This is a genomic window from Streptomyces sp. NPDC026589, from assembly GCF_040638385.1.
Taxonomy (GTDB): domain Bacteria; phylum Actinomycetota; class Actinomycetes; order Streptomycetales; family Streptomycetaceae; genus Streptomyces.
In genome coordinates this window covers 699825-715103 of sequence record NZ_JBEZYG010000001.1, presented here as the reverse complement: position 1 = coordinate 715103, position 15279 = coordinate 699825, and the positions used below count along the sequence as shown (strand labels likewise).

Here is a 15279-nt window from a genome sequence, read left to right as displayed (position 1 = left end):
GTCCGCTCACCGGCCCTCCCCGGCCCCTCGGCACCGCCCGAGCAGGGGAGACCCCATTCGCCGAGGGGATTCGTCATGGCACCAGAACCACCCCTGCTCACCATGTCCGGCATCACCAAGCTCTTCCCGGGCGTCCGCGCCCTGGACGGCGTCGACCTGGAGGTCCAGGCCGGCGAGGTCCACTGCCTCCTCGGCCAGAACGGTGCGGGCAAGTCCACCCTCATCAAGGTGCTCGCCGGAGCCCACCAGCCCAATGACGGCGAGATCACCTGGCGCGGCGAAACCGTCCAGCTCAAGTCGCCGATCGCGGCCATGCGCCTGGGCATCGCGACCATCTACCAGGAACTCGACCTGGTCGAGGGCCTGTCGGTCGCCGAGAACGTCTTCCTCGGCCACGAGCCGACCAGCGCCGGCTTCATCGTCCGCACGGGGGAGGGGCGTTCCGCCGCGCAGGCGCTCCTGGCGCGTCTCGGGCACCCGGAGATCGACCCCGCCCGGCACGTCGGGGACCTCTCCGCCGCCCAGCAGCAGATCGTCTCCATGGCCAGGGCGCTCTCCCACGACGTCCGGCTCATCGTGATGGACGAGCCCTCCGCCGCCCTCGACCCCGACGAGGTCGACAACCTCTTCCGGATCGTCGACGGCCTCACCGCCGACGGGGTGGCCGTCGTCTACATCTCGCACCGGCTGGAGGAGATCCGACGCATCGGCGACCGGGTCACCGTCATCAAGGACGGCAGGACCGTGGCCGTCGGGCTGCCCGCCGCCGACACACCCACCCGCGACATCGTTGCCATGATGACCGGCCGGGACGTCGCCTATGTCTTCCCGCCGCGCTCGGAAGAGTCGGCCCCCGCCACCACCGAACCCGTACTCCGCGTCCAAGGTCTGTCCCGCAAGGGCGAGTTCGCCCCCGTCGACCTGGAGCTGCGGCCCGGCGAGATCGTCGGCCTCGCCGGACTCGTCGGCTCGGGACGCTCCGAGATCCTGGAGACCATCTACGGAGCCCGTAAGGCGTCCACCGGGACCGTCACCGTCGCCGGAGAACAGCTCCGCCCCGGCAGCGTCCGCGCCGCCGTCGCCGCGGGCATCGGCCTCGCGCCCGAGGAACGCAAGGCGCAGGCCCTGCTCATGACCGAGTCGGTCACCCGCAACGTCTCGGTCTCCTCCCTCTCCCGCTTCGCCCGGATCGGCTGGATCGACCGGGGCGGGGAGCGGAAGGCCGCGCGGAGCGCCACCCGCGAACTGCAGATGCGGCCCGACAACCCGGACGCCGCCGTCCGCACCCTCTCCGGCGGCAACCAGCAGAAAGCCGTCCTCGCCCGCTGGCTGCTGCGCGGCTGCCGGGTCCTGCTGCTGGACGAACCCACCCGTGGCGTCGACGTCGGCGCGCGCGCCGAGCTCTACGCCGTGATCCGCCGGCTGGCCGACGAAGGCCTCGCCGTACTGCTCGTCTCCAGCGAAGTGCCCGAAGTCCTGGGCCTCGCCGACCGGGTGCTGGTGCTCCGCGAAGGCCAAGTGGTCCACACGGCCCCCGCCCAGGAGCTCGACGAGCACCGCGTACTCGACCTCGTGATGGAAGGGAGCCCGACGCCATGACACAGCCCGCCCCGTCGGCGCAGCACAACGGGCCGGACAAGGGGGCCCTCACCGGCCCCTCCGACGCGCCGCCCCAGAAGCCGGGCGGTGGCATGCCGGCCCTCGGACTTCGGCTGGACGTCCGGATCCTGTCCCTGCTCGGCGTCCTGGCCGCCCTGATCCTGGTCGGCGGCATCACCGAACCGGACGCCTTCCTGGACACCGGGAACCTCCAACTGATCCTGACCCAGGCGTCCGTCATCGGTGTCGTCACCGTCGGCATGACCTTCGTCATCATCAGCGGCGGCATAGACCTCTCCGTCGGCGCCATGGTCGCCCTCGCCTCCGTGTGGGCGACGACCCTGGCCACCCAGGAGTACGGCTTCGCCGGCATCGCGTTCACCGCGGTCGTCGTCGGCCTCGCCGCCGGACTCGTGAACGGCGTCCTCATCGCGTACGGGGGGATGGTCCCGTTCATCGCGACGCTGGCCATGCTCGCCTCGGCGCGAGGCCTCGCCCTCCAGATCACCGACGGCAAGACCCAGATCGTCACCGTGGACTCGGTACTGGACCTCGGCCTGCCCGACTCCTACATCCTGGGCATCCCGCCGCTGGTCATCATGTTCGCCGTGGTCACCGTGGTCGGCTGGCTGATCCTGAACCGGACCACCTTCGGCCGCCGCACCGTCGCCGTCGGCGGAAACGCGGAGGCCGCCCGGCTCGCCGGGATCGACGTCCGCCGCCAGCGCCTCTACCTCTACCTGCTGTCCGGGCTGTGCTGCGGCATCGCCGCCTTCATGCTGATCGTGCTCGCCGGCTCCGGCCAGAACACCAACGGCAACCTGTACGAGCTCGACGCCATCGCCGCCGCGATCATCGGCGGGACCCTGCTCAGCGGCGGCCGGGGCACCATCGTCGGCTCCGTCCTCGGCGTCCTGATCTTCACCACGATCACCAACATCTTCGCTCTCAACAACCTCCAGAGCGACGTCCAGCAGATCGCCAAGGGCGCCATCATCGTCGCCGCCGTCCTCGTCCAGCGCCGCACCATGCGCGGCAGGGAAACCTGAGCGACCGAGCATCCGGCACCGAGTACCCGGCACCGAGTACCCGGCGCCGAGCGCCCCACAACGCACCCCAGCACCCGCACTTCCTACGCACCCACCGGATGAAGGGTCAGACCGTCATGCCAGAAACCAGCCGCAGAGGGCTGCTGTTCGGAACCGCCGCCGTCTCCGCGGGCGCGCTCCTCACCGCCTGTACCAGCAACGAGCCCAAGAAGACCGAGCCCGCCGGCAACAGCGCCCCCGCCGACGACAAGCCCGGCAAGGCCGTCACCATCGGCTTCTCCGGACCGCAGGCCGACCACGGCTGGGCCAACGCCATCAACGTGAACGCCAAGTCCCGGGCGGAGACGTACTCCGACGTGACCCTGGAGACCACCGAGGGCTCCAACGACACCGCCACCCAGATCGGCCAGATCAAGACCCTCATCAACAAGAAGGTCGATGTTCTCGTCATCCTCCCCGCCGACGGCAAGGCCCTCACCCAGGTCGGTCTGGAGGCCATGAGGGCGGGCATCCCCGTCGTCAACCTGGACCGCATCTTCGCCTCCCCGCAGGCGTACCGCTGCTGGGTCGGCGGCGACAACTACGGCATGGGACTCAACGCCGGGCACTACATCGGCGAACGGCTCAAGGACAAGCCGAACGCCAAGGTCGTCGAGCTCGCCGGGATCGACAACCTGGAGCTGACCAAGCAGCGCAGCCAGGGTTTCGCCGACGCCCTGAAGAACTACTCCAACATCAAGCTGGTGGCCCGTCAGGCGGCCGACTTCACCGTCGAGTCCGGCCAGGCCAAGATGGCCCAACTCCTCCAGGCGCAGAAGCAGTTCGACGCCCTCTGGAACCACGACGACGACCAGGGCGTCGGCGCGCTCCGCGCCATCCAGCAGGCGGGCCGCGACGAGTTCATCATGGTCGGCGGCGCCGGCGCCAAGTCCGCGATGGACGCCATCAAGGCCGACGACTCGGTGATCAAGGCCACCGTCCTCTACCCGCCGACGATGGCCGCGTCCGCGATCGACCTGGCACGGGCCCTGGGCCAGGGCAAGGGCGTCAGCGGTCTCTCCGAGATGGAGATCCCGACCTCCCTGACCCTGTACTCCGCGGTCGTGACCAAGGACAACATCGACCAGTACCTGCCGACGGGCTTCAACTGACCGGGACTCCGGGGGGTGCTCGGAGCGCATCCCCCGGCCCGTTACCGCACACCGATGAGGAGGAAGTCCGCATGGCCCGTAGTCAAGAGACGGAAACGCAAGCCCCAGCCCCTTCGCCGCAGGAGGCGCCGGGAACGCTCGGGGTCGGCATGGTCGGATACGCGTTCATGGGCGCCGCCCACTCGCAGGGCTGGCGCACCGCCGGACACGTCTTCGACCTGCCCCTGCGACCCGCTCTCGCCGCGATCTGCGGACGCGACCGCGCGGCGGTCGACGCCGCAGCGGCCCGGCACGGCTGGGCGGCCGCGGAGACCGACTGGCGGGCACTGATCGCCCGGGACGATGTCCAGCTGATCGACATCTGCACCCCCGGCGACAGCCATGCGGAGATCGCCATCGCCGCTCTGGAGGCGGGCAAACACGTCCTGTGCGAGAAGCCGCTCGCCAACACCGTCGCCGAGGCGGAGGCGATGGTCCGCGCCGCCGAGGCCGCCTCCGCCCGCGGGCAGGTGGCGATGGTGGGCTTCAACTACCGCAAGGTGCCCGCGATCACCTTCGCCCGGCAGCTCATCGCCGAGGGCCGGCTCGGCCCCCTGCGCCATGTGCGCGCCACCTACCTCCAGGACTGGCTGGTCGACCCGGCCTCACCGCTCACCTGGCGGCTCAAGCGCGAGCACGCCGGGTCCGGCGCGCTCGGGGACCTCGGCGCCCACATCGTCGACCTCGCCCAGTATCTTTCGGGCGAACTGCTCACCGGCGTGTCCGCCGTGGCCGAGACCTTCGTCCGGGAGAGGCCCCTGCTCGCCGGGGCGTCCGCCGGGCTCTCCGGCAGCGCCGGCACGGCGGAGCGGGGCGAGGTGACCGTCGATGACGCGGCGATCTTCACCGGCCGCCTCACCTCCGGCGCACTGGCCTCCTTCGAGGCGACCCGGATGGCGGCGGGACGCAAGAACGCCCTGCGTCTGGAGATCAACGGGGAGCTGGGCTCCCTCGCCTTCGACCTGGAACGGCTCAACGAGCTGTCCTTCCACGACCACACCGAACCCGCCGCCACCGCGGGCTTCCGCCGCATCCTCGTCACCGAACCCGAGCACCCCTACCTGGAGGCCTGGTGGCCGCCGGGCCACGGCCTCGGCTACGAGCACACCTTCGTCCACCAGGCCCGCGACGTGGTGAACACGATCGCCCAGGGCGTCCCTCCCGTACCGTCGTTCGCGGACGGGCTCCAGGTGCAGCGGGTGCTCGCCGCCGTGGAGGAGAGCGCCGCCAAGAACTCCGTACACACCCCGGTCCCGTCCTCGGACCTCAGGAGGTAGCCGCCCATGCCCCGCCCCTTCACCCTGTTCACCGGCCAGTGGGCCGACCTCCCGCTGGAGGAGGTCTGCAAGCACGCCCGGGACTTCGGCTACGACGGCCTCGAACTCGCCTGCTGGGGAGACCACTTCGAGGTCGACAAGGCGCTCTCCGACCCCGGGTACCTGGACAGCAGGCACCAGCTGCTCGACAAGTACGGGCTGAAGTGCTTCGCGATCTCCAACCATCTGGTCGGCCAGGCCGTCTGCGACCACCCGATCGACGAACGCCACCAGGGCATCCTGCCCGCCCGCATCTGGGGCGACGGCGAGCCTGAAGGCGTACGGCAGCGGGCCGCGGCCGAGATCGCGGACACCGCCCGGGCCGCCGCCGCCTTCGGGGTGGACACGGTCATCGGGTTCACCGGCTCCTCCATCTGGCACCTCGTCGCGATGTTCCCGCCCGTTCCGCCGCACATGATCGAGCGGGGGTACGAGGACTTCGCCGAGCGCTGGAACCCGATCCTGGACGTCTTCGACGCCGAGGGGGTGCGCTTCGCCCACGAGGTGCACCCGAGCGAGATCGCGTACGACTACTGGACCACCCAGCGCGCCCTGGAAGCGGTGGACCACCGGCCCGCGTTCGGGCTGAACTTCGACCCGAGCCACTTCGTCTGGCAGGACCTGGACCCGGTGGGCTTCCTCTACGACTTCCGCGACCGGATCTACCACGTGGACTGCAAGGAGGCCCGCAAGCGCCTCGACGGCCGCAACGGCCGCCTCGGCTCGCATCTGCCGTGGGGCGACCCCCGGCGCGGCTGGGACTTCGTCTCCGTCGGCCACGGTGACGTTCCCTGGGAGGACGTCTTCCGGATGCTCCGGTCCATCGGCTACGAGGGACCGGTCTCGGTCGAGTGGGAGGACGCCGGCATGGACCGGCTGCACGGCGCGCCCGAAGCGCTCGCCAGCCTCAAGCGGTTCGACTTCGACCCGCCGTCGGCCTCCTTCGACGCGGCCTTCGGCGGCCGGGAGTAGGGCGCCAGGCCAAGCCCCGGGGCGCGATCCGGTTCACGGTTCTCCGCCCCCGGGGCTGCCTCGCGCTGCCCGAAAACTCCTTTGTCCTGGCGGAAGCAGAAGTTCGACTTACCTGTTGCACAAGGGCTTTCCGTCGAGGACGAACAGGTCTACCGTCCATTTCGTGTACACGACATGACTCGCGTCACCGGGGTCGCTCCCGTCCCCGGTGACGCATGCGCGGCAGTCCCCGCGCGGCACGGCACGGCTACACCCGCCCGTACAACCGGCACTCTCCGGAGGACCTACGTGCACAGAACCAGAAAGCGGCTCCTGGCCCGGACCCGCGTCCGCAAATCGCTCGCGCTGCTCACCGGCGGCCTGCTCGCCGCCGCAACCCTGACCCTGGGCTCCGCCCCCGGCGCCACCGCCCACCCCGGACACCCCGGGCACGACGAGTCCGTGGCGGAGGACTTCCAGCAGGTCACCCTGGCCAAGGGTGCCGAGGAGACCGGCGAGCCCATGTCGCTCGCCGTGCTCCCCGACCGCAGCGTGCTGCACACCTCGCGCAGCGGCGAGCTGCGGATCACCGACAGCGCCGGCAACACCAAGATCTCCGGCACCCTCCCCGTGTACACGCACGACGAGGAAGGCCTCCAAGGCGTCGGCGTCGACCCCGGCTTCGCCGAGAACCGCGCGATCTACCTCTTCTACGCACCGCCGATGGACACCCCCGCGGGCGACGCCCCGGAGACCGGCACCGCGGCCGACTTCGCGAAGTTCGAGGGCGTCAACCGGCTCTCCCGCTTCGTCCTCAACGAGGACGGCACCCTCGACACCGCCAGCGAGAAGAAGGTCCTGGACGTCGCCACCTCGCGCGGCACCTGCTGCCACGTCGGCGGCGACATCGACTTCGACGCCGAGGGCAATCTCTACCTCTCCACCGGCGACGACACCAACCCCTTCGCCTCCGACGGCTTCACCCCGATCGACGAACGCCCCGACCGCAACCCGGCGTTCGACGCCCGCCGCACCTCGGGCAACACCAACGACCTGCGCGGCAAGATCCTGCGCATCAAGGTCGCCGAGGACGGCTCGTACACCATTCCGGAGGGGAACCTCTTCGCGCCCGGGACGGACAAGACGCGCCCCGAGATCTACGCGATGGGCTTCCGCAACCCCTTCCGCTTCTCCGTCGACCAGGCCACCGGCACCGTGTACGTCGGCGACTACGGCCCCGACGCCGGCGCGGCCGACCCCAAGCGCGGACCCGCCGGGAAGGTCGAGTTCGCCCGGGTGACGAAGGCCGCCAACTTCGGCTGGCCCTTCTGCGTGGGCGACAACGAGCCCTACATCGACTACGACTTCTCCACCAAGGCATCGGGCGCCGCCTTCGACTGCGCCGCCCCGAAGAACGACTCCCCGCACAACACCGGGCTCGTCGACCTGCCGCCGGCCGAGGCCGCGTGGATCCCGTACGACGGTGGCTCCCTGCCCGAGTTCGGCACCGGCTCCGAGTCCCCGATGGGCGGACCCGTCTACCGCTACGACGCTGACCTGGACTCCCCGGTGAAGTTCCCCGAGGCCTACGACGGCGACTTCTTCGCCGGTGAGTTCGGCCGCCAGTGGATCAAGCGCATCGAGCAGGACGCCGACGGCGGCGTCCAGTCCATCAACGACGTCCCGTGGTCCGGCACGCAGATCATGGACATGGCCTTCGGGCCCGACGGGGCCCTGTACGTCCTCGACTACGGCCTCGCCTGGTTCGGCGGCGACGAGAACTCCGCGCTCTACCGCATCGAGAACGCCACCGGAGGCCGCTCACCCATCGCCGAGGCCTCGGCGAACAAGACCTCCGGCACCGCACCCCTGAAGGTGAGGTTCTCCTCCGCCGGCACGGCCGACGGCGACGACGACCCGCTCACCTACGCCTGGGACTTCGGGGACGGCGGAACGTCCACCGCCGCCAACCCGACGTACACGTACAAGAAGAACGGCACCTACACCGCCACCCTCACCGCCAAGGACCCGACCGGCCGCACCGGCTCCGCCAGCGTCCATGTCACCGTCGGCAACACCGCCCCGACCGTGGAGCTGGAACTCCCCGAGGACGGGCAGCTCTTCGAGTTCGGTGACGCCGTGCCGTTCAAGGTGAACGTCAGCGACCCGGAGGACGGGGCCATCGACTGCACCAAGGTCGAGGTCAAGTTCACCCTGGGCCACGACAGCCACGGCCACGACATCACCACCGAGCACGGCTGCGAGGGCACCATCAAGACCGCCATGGAAGGCGGCCACGACCCCAACGCCAACATCTACGGCGGCATCTCGGCCTCCTACACCGACAACGGCGGTGGCGGCCAGGCCAAGCTGACCGGCAAGGACGCCGCCCGGCTCCAGCCCAAGCACCGCCAGGCCGAGCACTTCGACGCCTCCTCCGGCGTCACCACCCCGGCCAAGTCGAGCGCGCACGGCGGCAAGACCGTCGGCGACATCCACAACGACGACTGGATCTCCTTCAAGACGTACGTCCTGGGCGGCACCACCAAGCTCACCGCCCGCGTCTCGTCGGCCGGTTCGGGCGGCTTCCTGGAAGTACGCACCGGATCGCCCACCGGCAAGATCCTCGGCTCGGGACCCGTCCCGGTGACCGGCAGCTGGGACACCTTCCAGGACATCGACATCCCGCTGCGCGGTGCGCCCAAGAAGCAGACCGAACTCTTCCTGGTCTTCAAGGGCGGCGACGGAGCGCTCTACGACGTCGACGACTTCGAACTGTCCAACACCCCCGTCGACAAGACCGCCAAGCGTGTCCTGGTCTTCTCCAAGACCGCCGGCTTCCGCCACGACTCGATCCCCACGGGCATCGCGGCCCTGAAGGAGATCGGCAAGGACACCAACATCACGGTCGACTCCACCGAGTCCGCCGCCCAGTTCACCACCAGCAACCTGGCCCGCTACGACGCCGTCGCGTTCCTCTCCACCACCGGTGACGTCCTCAACGCCGAGCAGCAGAAGGCGTTCGAGAACTACGTCGCCACCGGCGGCGGTTACGTCGGCATCCACGCCGCCGCCGACACCGAGTACGACTGGGAGTTCTACGGCGGCCTCGTCGGCGCCTACTTCGACTCCCACCCGCAGATCCAGCCCGCCACCGTCCGCGTCGAGGACCACGACCACCCCGCCACCGCCCACCTGGACGAGGAGTGGCAGCGCACCGACGAGTGGTACAACTACGGCACCAACCCCCGGGACAAGGCCAAGGTCCTCGCCACACTCGACGAGACCACCTACACCGGCGGGAACATGAAGGGCGATCACCCGATCTCCTGGTGCCAGACCTACGAGGGCGGCCGCTCCTTCTACACCGGCCTCGGCCATACCAAGGAGTCCTACGCCGAGCCGGCCTTCCGCAGCCACGTGCTGGGCGGCCTGCGCTACGCCACCGGCCAGGTCAAGGCCGACTGCAAGCCGGACAAGGACTACCGGCCGATCTTCAACGGCAAGACGCTGGAAGGCTGGAAGCAGGCGGGCCCGGGGAAGTTCTCCGTCAGCGACGGCGCCCTGCACTCCGAGGGCGGCATGGGTCTGCTCACCTACCAGGCCAAGGAGCTGAAGTCGTACTCGCTGAAGCTCGACTGGAAGATGACCGGCGACGACAACTCCGGCATCTTCGTGGGCTTCCCGGAGTCCGACGACCCGTGGTCGGCGGTCAACAACGGGTATGAGATACAGGTCGACGCCACCGACGCCGCCGACCGCACCACCGGCGCCGTCTACACCTTCAAATCCGCCAACATCAAGGCCCGTGACCGCGTCCTGCGGCCGCCGGGACAGTGGAACAGCTACGAGGTCAAGGTGCAGGGCGAACGTCTGCAGATCTTCCTCAACGGAGCGAAGATCAACGACTTCACCAACACCGACCCGGCCCGCAGTCTGAAGGACGGCTACATCGGCCTCCAGAACCACGGAGCCGACGACCAGGTGTCCTTCCGCAACATCCAACTGAAGGAGCTGCCCTCGAAGTAGGGCGGCCGCCTCTGCCGACGACGGGCGGGGGAAGCACACACCTTCCCCCGCCCGTCGTCCTCCACCCCCGACATCCCCCAGGGAGGCAGCCCGTGACCGCACGCGCCGATCGTCAAGGCCGAACCGAAGCCCCGGACCGCAGCAACGCCCCGAACCCCTCGGAGGCCACCGGCCCCGACGCAGCCGCGGGCCGCACCGGCGTCTGGTTCATCGGAGCACGCGGCTCCGTGGCGACCACCGCCACCGCGGGCTGCGCCGCCATCGCCGCGGGCCTGCACCCTCCGACCGGCATGGTCACCGAGACGCCCCCCTTCGCCGACAGCGGCCTGCCCGAACTGACCAGCCTGGTCTTCGGCGGCCACGACACCCTCGACTGCCCGCTCGCCAAGCGGGCCGAGGCCCTCGCCGACGGCGGGGTACTGCCGTACGGACTGCCCTCCGCCGTACGCGCCGAACTCGGCGCCGCCGACGCGGAGATCCGCCCCGGCGGACCGCTCCCCGGCGACACCCGCACCGACCAGGAGCTCATCGCCGCGTTCGCCGCCGACCTCACCGACTTCGCCCACCGCCACGCTCTGGCCCGTACCGTCGTCGTCAACGTCGCCTCCACCGAGCCCGCACCAGGACCCGGCGACACCCGGCTGCCCGCCAGCTCGCTCTACGCGGCCGCCGCCCTGCGGGCCGGCTGCTCCTACGCCAACTTCACCCCGTCCACCGGCCTGCGCACCCCCGCGCTCACCGACACCGTCGCCTCCAGCGGACTTCCCCACGCCGGACGCGACGGCAAGACCGGCCAGACGCTGCTCCGCTCCGTACTCGCCCCGATGTTCCTCCAGCGCGCCCTCACCGTACGGGCGTGGTCCGGATCGAACCTCCTGGGCGGCGGCGACGGAGCGGCGCTGGCCGATCCGGCGGCCGCCGCGGCCAAGAACGCCGGCAAGGAGCGCGTCCTCGCCGACACCTTCGGCACCGCCCCCGAGGGCGAGGTGCACATCGACGACGTCCCCGCGATGGGGGACTGGAAGACCGCCTGGGACCACATCGCCTTCGACGGCTTCCTCGGCTCCCGCATGATCCTCCAGACCATCTGGCAGGGCTGCGACTCGGCGCTCGCGGCCCCCCTGGTCCTGGACCTGGCACGACTGCTCGCCCGCGCCCACGAGAAGGGGATCAGCGGCCCCCTGCCGGAGCTCGGCTTCTACTTCAAGGACCCGGAGGGCGGCACGTCGGCGGCGCTCGCCGAGCAGTACGCCACGTTGCTCACCTTCGCCGAGCGACTGCGGGACCAGGCGTGAGGTGGCGACGGAACGCCCTCCGGGCCGCTCTCGCCCCGGCCCTGCCGGTACTCCCGGCCGGGCGCGCGAACGGTGTCGCACACGGCGTGGCAACGACCGCTGTGACCGATGATCGTCTGTCCGGTGCCGGCGGGACTGCGCCCGCACCGGACAGGCCCGAACCTCCCACCACGGGCCGGAACGGGGAACGGGCCGCGGACGCCGGCCCGGGCCGGCCCGACCGGACAGCCGACCGGGGCGCGCCGTGGGAGCGCCTGCGGGCCTGGGCGGAACTGCTGCGGGTCTCCGCACTGTTCTCCGTTCCCGGGGACGCCCTGGCGGGCGCGGCGGCGGTGGGCCGCCGGCCCGGCCGGGCCACCGTCCTGGCGATGGGCGCGTCCCTGTGCCTGTACGAGGCAGGGATGGCCCTCAACGACTGGGCCGACCGCGACGAGGACGCCGTGGACCGCCCGCACCGCCCGATCCCCTCGGGCCGGATCAGCCCGGCGGCGGCGCTGGGCGCGGCCGGCGCGCTGACCGCGGCGGGCCTCGCCCTGGCGGCCCGGGCCGGCCGCCCCGCGCTGACCGTCGCCACGGGCCTGGCCGCCACCGTCTGGGCCTACGACCTGCACCTGAAGCACACGAAGGCGGGCCCGGCGGCCATGGCGGCGGCCCGCTCACTGGACCTGCTGCTGGGTGCGACGGCCACGGCGACGGCGACGACCAAGGCGACGGCGCCCGTGACCGGGCCCGGCACGCCGGGCGGGGGAGGCCGGCCCGACAACGTTGCCGGAGCGACGGCCCCGGCAGGGGCCACGTCGGCGGGCGCCGCCCCGGCAGCGGCGCGCGACGCGGCGACATCGGCTCCGGCGCGCGGCGGCCTGGCCGCATGCCTGCCCGCCCTGCCCGCCGCCCTGGCGCTCGGGGCCCACACCTACGGCGTCACCGCCGTATCGCGCCACGAGGCGCAGGGCGGTTCCACGGGCACCCCGCTCGCGGTGCTGGCCACGACGACGGCAATCGCTGCGGCGGTGCTGCGGGAGTCCAGGGGACAGGTCCCCGACCGGCCCGGTGCGACGAGGGCCGGCACCACCGCGAACGCCAAGGCGAACGCCGACGCTGACGCCGACGTCAAGTCCTACGCCGTCGCCGACGTCAAGTCCTACGCCGTCGCCGTCGCGCGGCGTCTCGATGCTGGTCCGCTCGGAAAGGTCACCGACCCCGTCCGGCTCCTGGTCATCGCGCTCAGCGGCGCCTACCTCCGTACCGCCGGGCCACCCCTCCTGCACGCCGCGCTCAACCCGTCCCCGCCCCTGACCCAGCGCGCCGTCGGCGGAGGCATCCGGGCCATGATCCCGCTCCAGGCCGCGCTCGCCGCCCGCGCCGGGGCGCCCGTCACCGCTCTCGCCGTCATGGGCCTCGTCCCCCTCGCCCGCAGCCTCTCCCGGAAGGTGAGCCCCACATGACCCTCCACCTCGGATACGGCACCAACGGGCTCACCGACCTCCGCCTCGACGACGCCCTAGGCCTCCTCGCCGACCTCGGCTACGAAGGCGTCGGACTGACCCTCGACCACATGCACCTGGACCCCATGGCCCCGGACCTCACCGAGCGCACCCGCCAGGTCCGCCGCAGGCTCACCTCCCTCGGCCTCCGGGTCACCGTGGAGACCGGCGCCCGCTACGTCCTCGACCCGCGCCGCAAGCACGGCCCCTCCCTCCTCGACCCGGACCCCGACGCCCGGGCCGCCCGGACCGCGCTGCTGGTCCGCGCCGTCGACGTGGCCGCCGAACTCGGCGCGCACGCCGTCCACTGCTTCAGCGGCGTCACCCCGCCCGGCGCCTCGACCGACACCGCGTGGAAACGGCTCACCGAAGCGCTCGCCCCCGTCCTCGAAGCCGCCGACCGGTCCGGCGTTCCCCTCGCCATCGAGCCCGAACCCGGTCACCTCCTCGCCACCCTCGCCGACTTCCACCACCTGCGCGGACTGCTCGGCGACCCGGGCCCGCTCGGCCTCACCCTCGACATCGGCCACTGCCAGTGTCTGGAGGAGGCGACGCCCCTGGAGTGCGTCGAGGAGTCCGCCCCCTGGCTCCGGCACGTCCAGATCGAGGACATGCGGCGCGGAGTCCACGAACACCTCCCGTTCGGCGAGGGGGAGATCGACTTCCCGCCCGTGCTCGCCGCCCTGGCCGCGTCGGACTACCGGGGCCTCACTGTCGTCGAGCTGCCCCGCCACTCCCACGCGGGCCCCGAGCTGGCCCGCACCTCGATCGACTTCCTGCGCGACGCCATGGCACACGGCACCGCGCCCCAGGGGGCCGCCCCGTGCTGAAGTCCCGCGAGGAACTCGACGCCCGTCTCGGCGGAGCCGCGCGGGCCTGGCTCGACGAGGCGCTGGCCGAGGCCGCCCACTTCGCGGCCACGCCCGACGCCCCCGGCCGGGAGGCGGCCGGCCCGTACACCTCGCCGCCCTGGGAGCTGCGCTACGCCGCAGCCGGCCGACACTGCGGCCTTGAGCACGCCGACTCCGTACGCTCCCTCCTGCTCATCGAGGCACGCGCCACGCTGCCCTCCGTCACCCGGCTCTACGAACAGGGCACCGCCGCCGAACGCCGCGCCGTCCTGCTCACCCTGCACCGCCTCGACCTCGGCTCCACCGCGCTCCCGCTCGTCGAGGACGCCCTGCGCGCCAACGACACCCGGCTGGTCGCCGCGGCCGTCGGCCCCTACGCCGCCGACCACCTGGACACCCACGCCTGGCGGCACGCCGTACTGAAGTGCCTGTTCACCGAGGTGCCGGTCGCGGCGGTCGCCCGGCTCGGCGACCGGGCCCGGGGGGACGCCGAACTCGCCCGCATGCTCGGTGACTTCGCCGCCGAACGCACCGCCGCCGGCCGCGCCGTCCCCGAAGACCTGCGCACGGTCCTCGACCTCACCGCCCCGGCCGACGAAGGCACCCACCGGGCCCCGCCGACCGCGGCTCCCACAGCCCCCGCCCCCACGGAGGAGTCCTGATGCGCATCTTCGACCCCCACATCCACATGACCTCCCGCACCACCGACGACTATCAGGCGATGTACGACGCGGGCGTCCGCGCGCTCGTCGAACCCTCCTTCTGGCTCGGCCAGCCCCGCACCTCGCCCGCCAGCTTCTTCGACTACTTCGACGCGCTCCTCGGCTGGGAGCCCTTCCGCGCCTCCCAGTACGGCATCGCGCACCACTGCACGCTCGCCCTCAACCCCAAGGAGGCGAACGACCCCCGCTGCACCCCCGTCCTGGACGCGCTGCCCCGCTACCTCGTGAAGGACGGCGTCGTCGCCGTCGGCGAGATCGGCTACGACTCCATGACCCCGGCCGAGGACCACGCCCTGGCTGCCCAGCTCCAGCTCGCCGCCGACCACGGGCTGCCCGCCCTCGTCCACACCCCGCACCGCGACAAGCTCGCCGGTCTGCACCGCACCATCGACGTCATCCGCGAATCGAACCTCCCCCCGGAACGCGTCCTGCTCGATCACCTCAATGAGACAACGGTAAAGGCCGCCACTGACAGCGGCTGCTGGGCCGGCTTCTCCATCTACCCGGACACCAAGATGGACGAGGACCGGATGGTCACCATCCTCCAGAACCACGGCACCGAGAAGATGATCGTCAACTCGGCCGCCGACTGGGGGAAGAGTGATCCCCTCAAGACCCGCAAGGTCGCCGACGCCATGCTGAAGGCCGGCTTCACCGAGGACGACGTCGACCAGGTGCTGTGGCGCAACCCGGTCGCCTTCTACGGACAGAGCGGCCGCCTCCACCTCGACGTCCCGGCCCCCGATCCACTCCACGAGGGCAACTCCATCCTGCGCGGCGGGGAGTGAGGCGG

11 protein-coding genes are annotated in these 15279 nt (G+C 71.6%); all 11 read left to right on the top strand.

Annotated features, from left to right (window positions below; all coding sequences use genetic code 11):
- Window positions 1–75 precede the first annotated feature (75 nt).
- The 11 genes from AB0F29_RS02935 to AB0F29_RS02885 all read left to right on the top strand — a co-directional run bounded on the left by AB0F29_RS02935 (window position 76) and on the right by AB0F29_RS02885 (window position 15274).
- The gene (locus AB0F29_RS02935; protein ID WP_361866988.1) at window positions 76–1599 is read left to right on the top strand and encodes a sugar ABC transporter ATP-binding protein; all 1524 of its coding nucleotides are present in this window, start codon (window positions 76–78) and stop codon (window positions 1597–1599) included.
- Entirely contained in the window at window positions 1596–2648 is a 1053-nt protein-coding gene (locus AB0F29_RS02930) for an ABC transporter permease (RefSeq protein ID WP_361866987.1), read from the top strand. Before AB0F29_RS02935 ends, AB0F29_RS02930 begins: the two co-directional genes overlap by 4 nt.
- A 116-nt stretch (window positions 2649–2764) precedes the next feature.
- Window positions 2765–3799 carry a substrate-binding domain-containing protein gene (locus AB0F29_RS02925; RefSeq protein ID WP_018955246.1) on the top strand — a complete coding sequence of 345 codons (1035 nt, stop codon included), beginning with the start codon at window positions 2765–2767 and terminating at the stop codon, window positions 3797–3799.
- A gap of 71 nt (window positions 3800–3870) precedes the next feature.
- The gene (locus AB0F29_RS02920; protein WP_361866985.1) at window positions 3871–5115 is read left to right on the top strand and encodes a Gfo/Idh/MocA family oxidoreductase; all 1245 of its coding nucleotides are present in this window, start codon (window positions 3871–3873) and stop codon (window positions 5113–5115) included.
- A 6-nt stretch (window positions 5116–5121) separates the two neighbouring features.
- Entirely contained in the window at window positions 5122–6126 is a 1005-nt protein-coding gene (locus AB0F29_RS02915) for a sugar phosphate isomerase/epimerase family protein (RefSeq protein ID WP_361866984.1), read from the top strand.
- A 288-nt stretch (window positions 6127–6414) separates the two neighbouring features.
- A complete protein-coding gene (locus AB0F29_RS02910; protein ID WP_361866982.1) occupies window positions 6415–10134 on the top strand; it encodes a ThuA domain-containing protein in 3720 nt (1239 codons plus the stop codon).
- Between the two features lie 92 nt (window positions 10135–10226).
- Window positions 10227–11429 carry an inositol-3-phosphate synthase gene (locus tag AB0F29_RS02905; RefSeq protein ID WP_361866980.1) on the top strand — a complete coding sequence of 401 codons (1203 nt, stop codon included), beginning with the start codon at window positions 10227–10229 and terminating at the stop codon, window positions 11427–11429.
- The gene (locus tag AB0F29_RS02900) at window positions 11426–12874 is read left to right on the top strand and encodes an SCO3242 family prenyltransferase (protein WP_361866978.1); all 1449 of its coding nucleotides are present in this window, start codon (window positions 11426–11428) and stop codon (window positions 12872–12874) included. The genes AB0F29_RS02905 and AB0F29_RS02900 overlap by 4 nt, the downstream gene beginning before the upstream one ends.
- Window positions 12871–13743 carry a sugar phosphate isomerase/epimerase family protein gene (locus tag AB0F29_RS02895; protein ID WP_361866976.1) on the top strand — a complete coding sequence of 291 codons (873 nt, stop codon included), beginning with the start codon at window positions 12871–12873 and terminating at the stop codon, window positions 13741–13743. Before AB0F29_RS02900 ends, AB0F29_RS02895 begins: the two co-directional genes overlap by 4 nt.
- On the top strand, window positions 13737–14426 hold the full coding sequence (locus tag AB0F29_RS02890; RefSeq protein WP_361866975.1) for an EboA domain-containing protein: 690 nt from the start codon (window positions 13737–13739) through the stop codon (window positions 14424–14426). The genes AB0F29_RS02895 and AB0F29_RS02890 overlap by 7 nt, the downstream gene beginning before the upstream one ends.
- The gene (locus AB0F29_RS02885; RefSeq protein ID WP_361866973.1) at window positions 14426–15274 is read left to right on the top strand and encodes a TatD family hydrolase; all 849 of its coding nucleotides are present in this window, start codon (window positions 14426–14428) and stop codon (window positions 15272–15274) included. The genes AB0F29_RS02890 and AB0F29_RS02885 overlap by 1 nt, the downstream gene beginning before the upstream one ends.
- The last annotated feature ends 5 nt before the right edge of the window (window positions 15275–15279 follow it).

Coding starts and splice junctions, on each gene's coding strand:
- AB0F29_RS02935 (WP_361866988.1), top strand. CDS start 76: ATGGCACCAGAACCACCCCTGCTCACCATGTCCGGCATCACCAAGCTC.
- AB0F29_RS02930 (WP_361866987.1), top strand. CDS start 1,596: ATGACACAGCCCGCCCCGTCGGCGCAGCACAACGGGCCGGACAAGGGG.
- AB0F29_RS02925 (WP_018955246.1), top strand. CDS start 2,765: ATGCCAGAAACCAGCCGCAGAGGGCTGCTGTTCGGAACCGCCGCCGTC.
- AB0F29_RS02920 (WP_361866985.1), top strand. CDS start 3,871: ATGGCCCGTAGTCAAGAGACGGAAACGCAAGCCCCAGCCCCTTCGCCG.
- AB0F29_RS02915 (WP_361866984.1), top strand. CDS start 5,122: ATGCCCCGCCCCTTCACCCTGTTCACCGGCCAGTGGGCCGACCTCCCG.
- AB0F29_RS02895 (WP_361866976.1), top strand. CDS start 12,871: ATGACCCTCCACCTCGGATACGGCACCAACGGGCTCACCGACCTCCGC.
- AB0F29_RS02885 (WP_361866973.1), top strand. CDS start 14,426: ATGCGCATCTTCGACCCCCACATCCACATGACCTCCCGCACCACCGAC.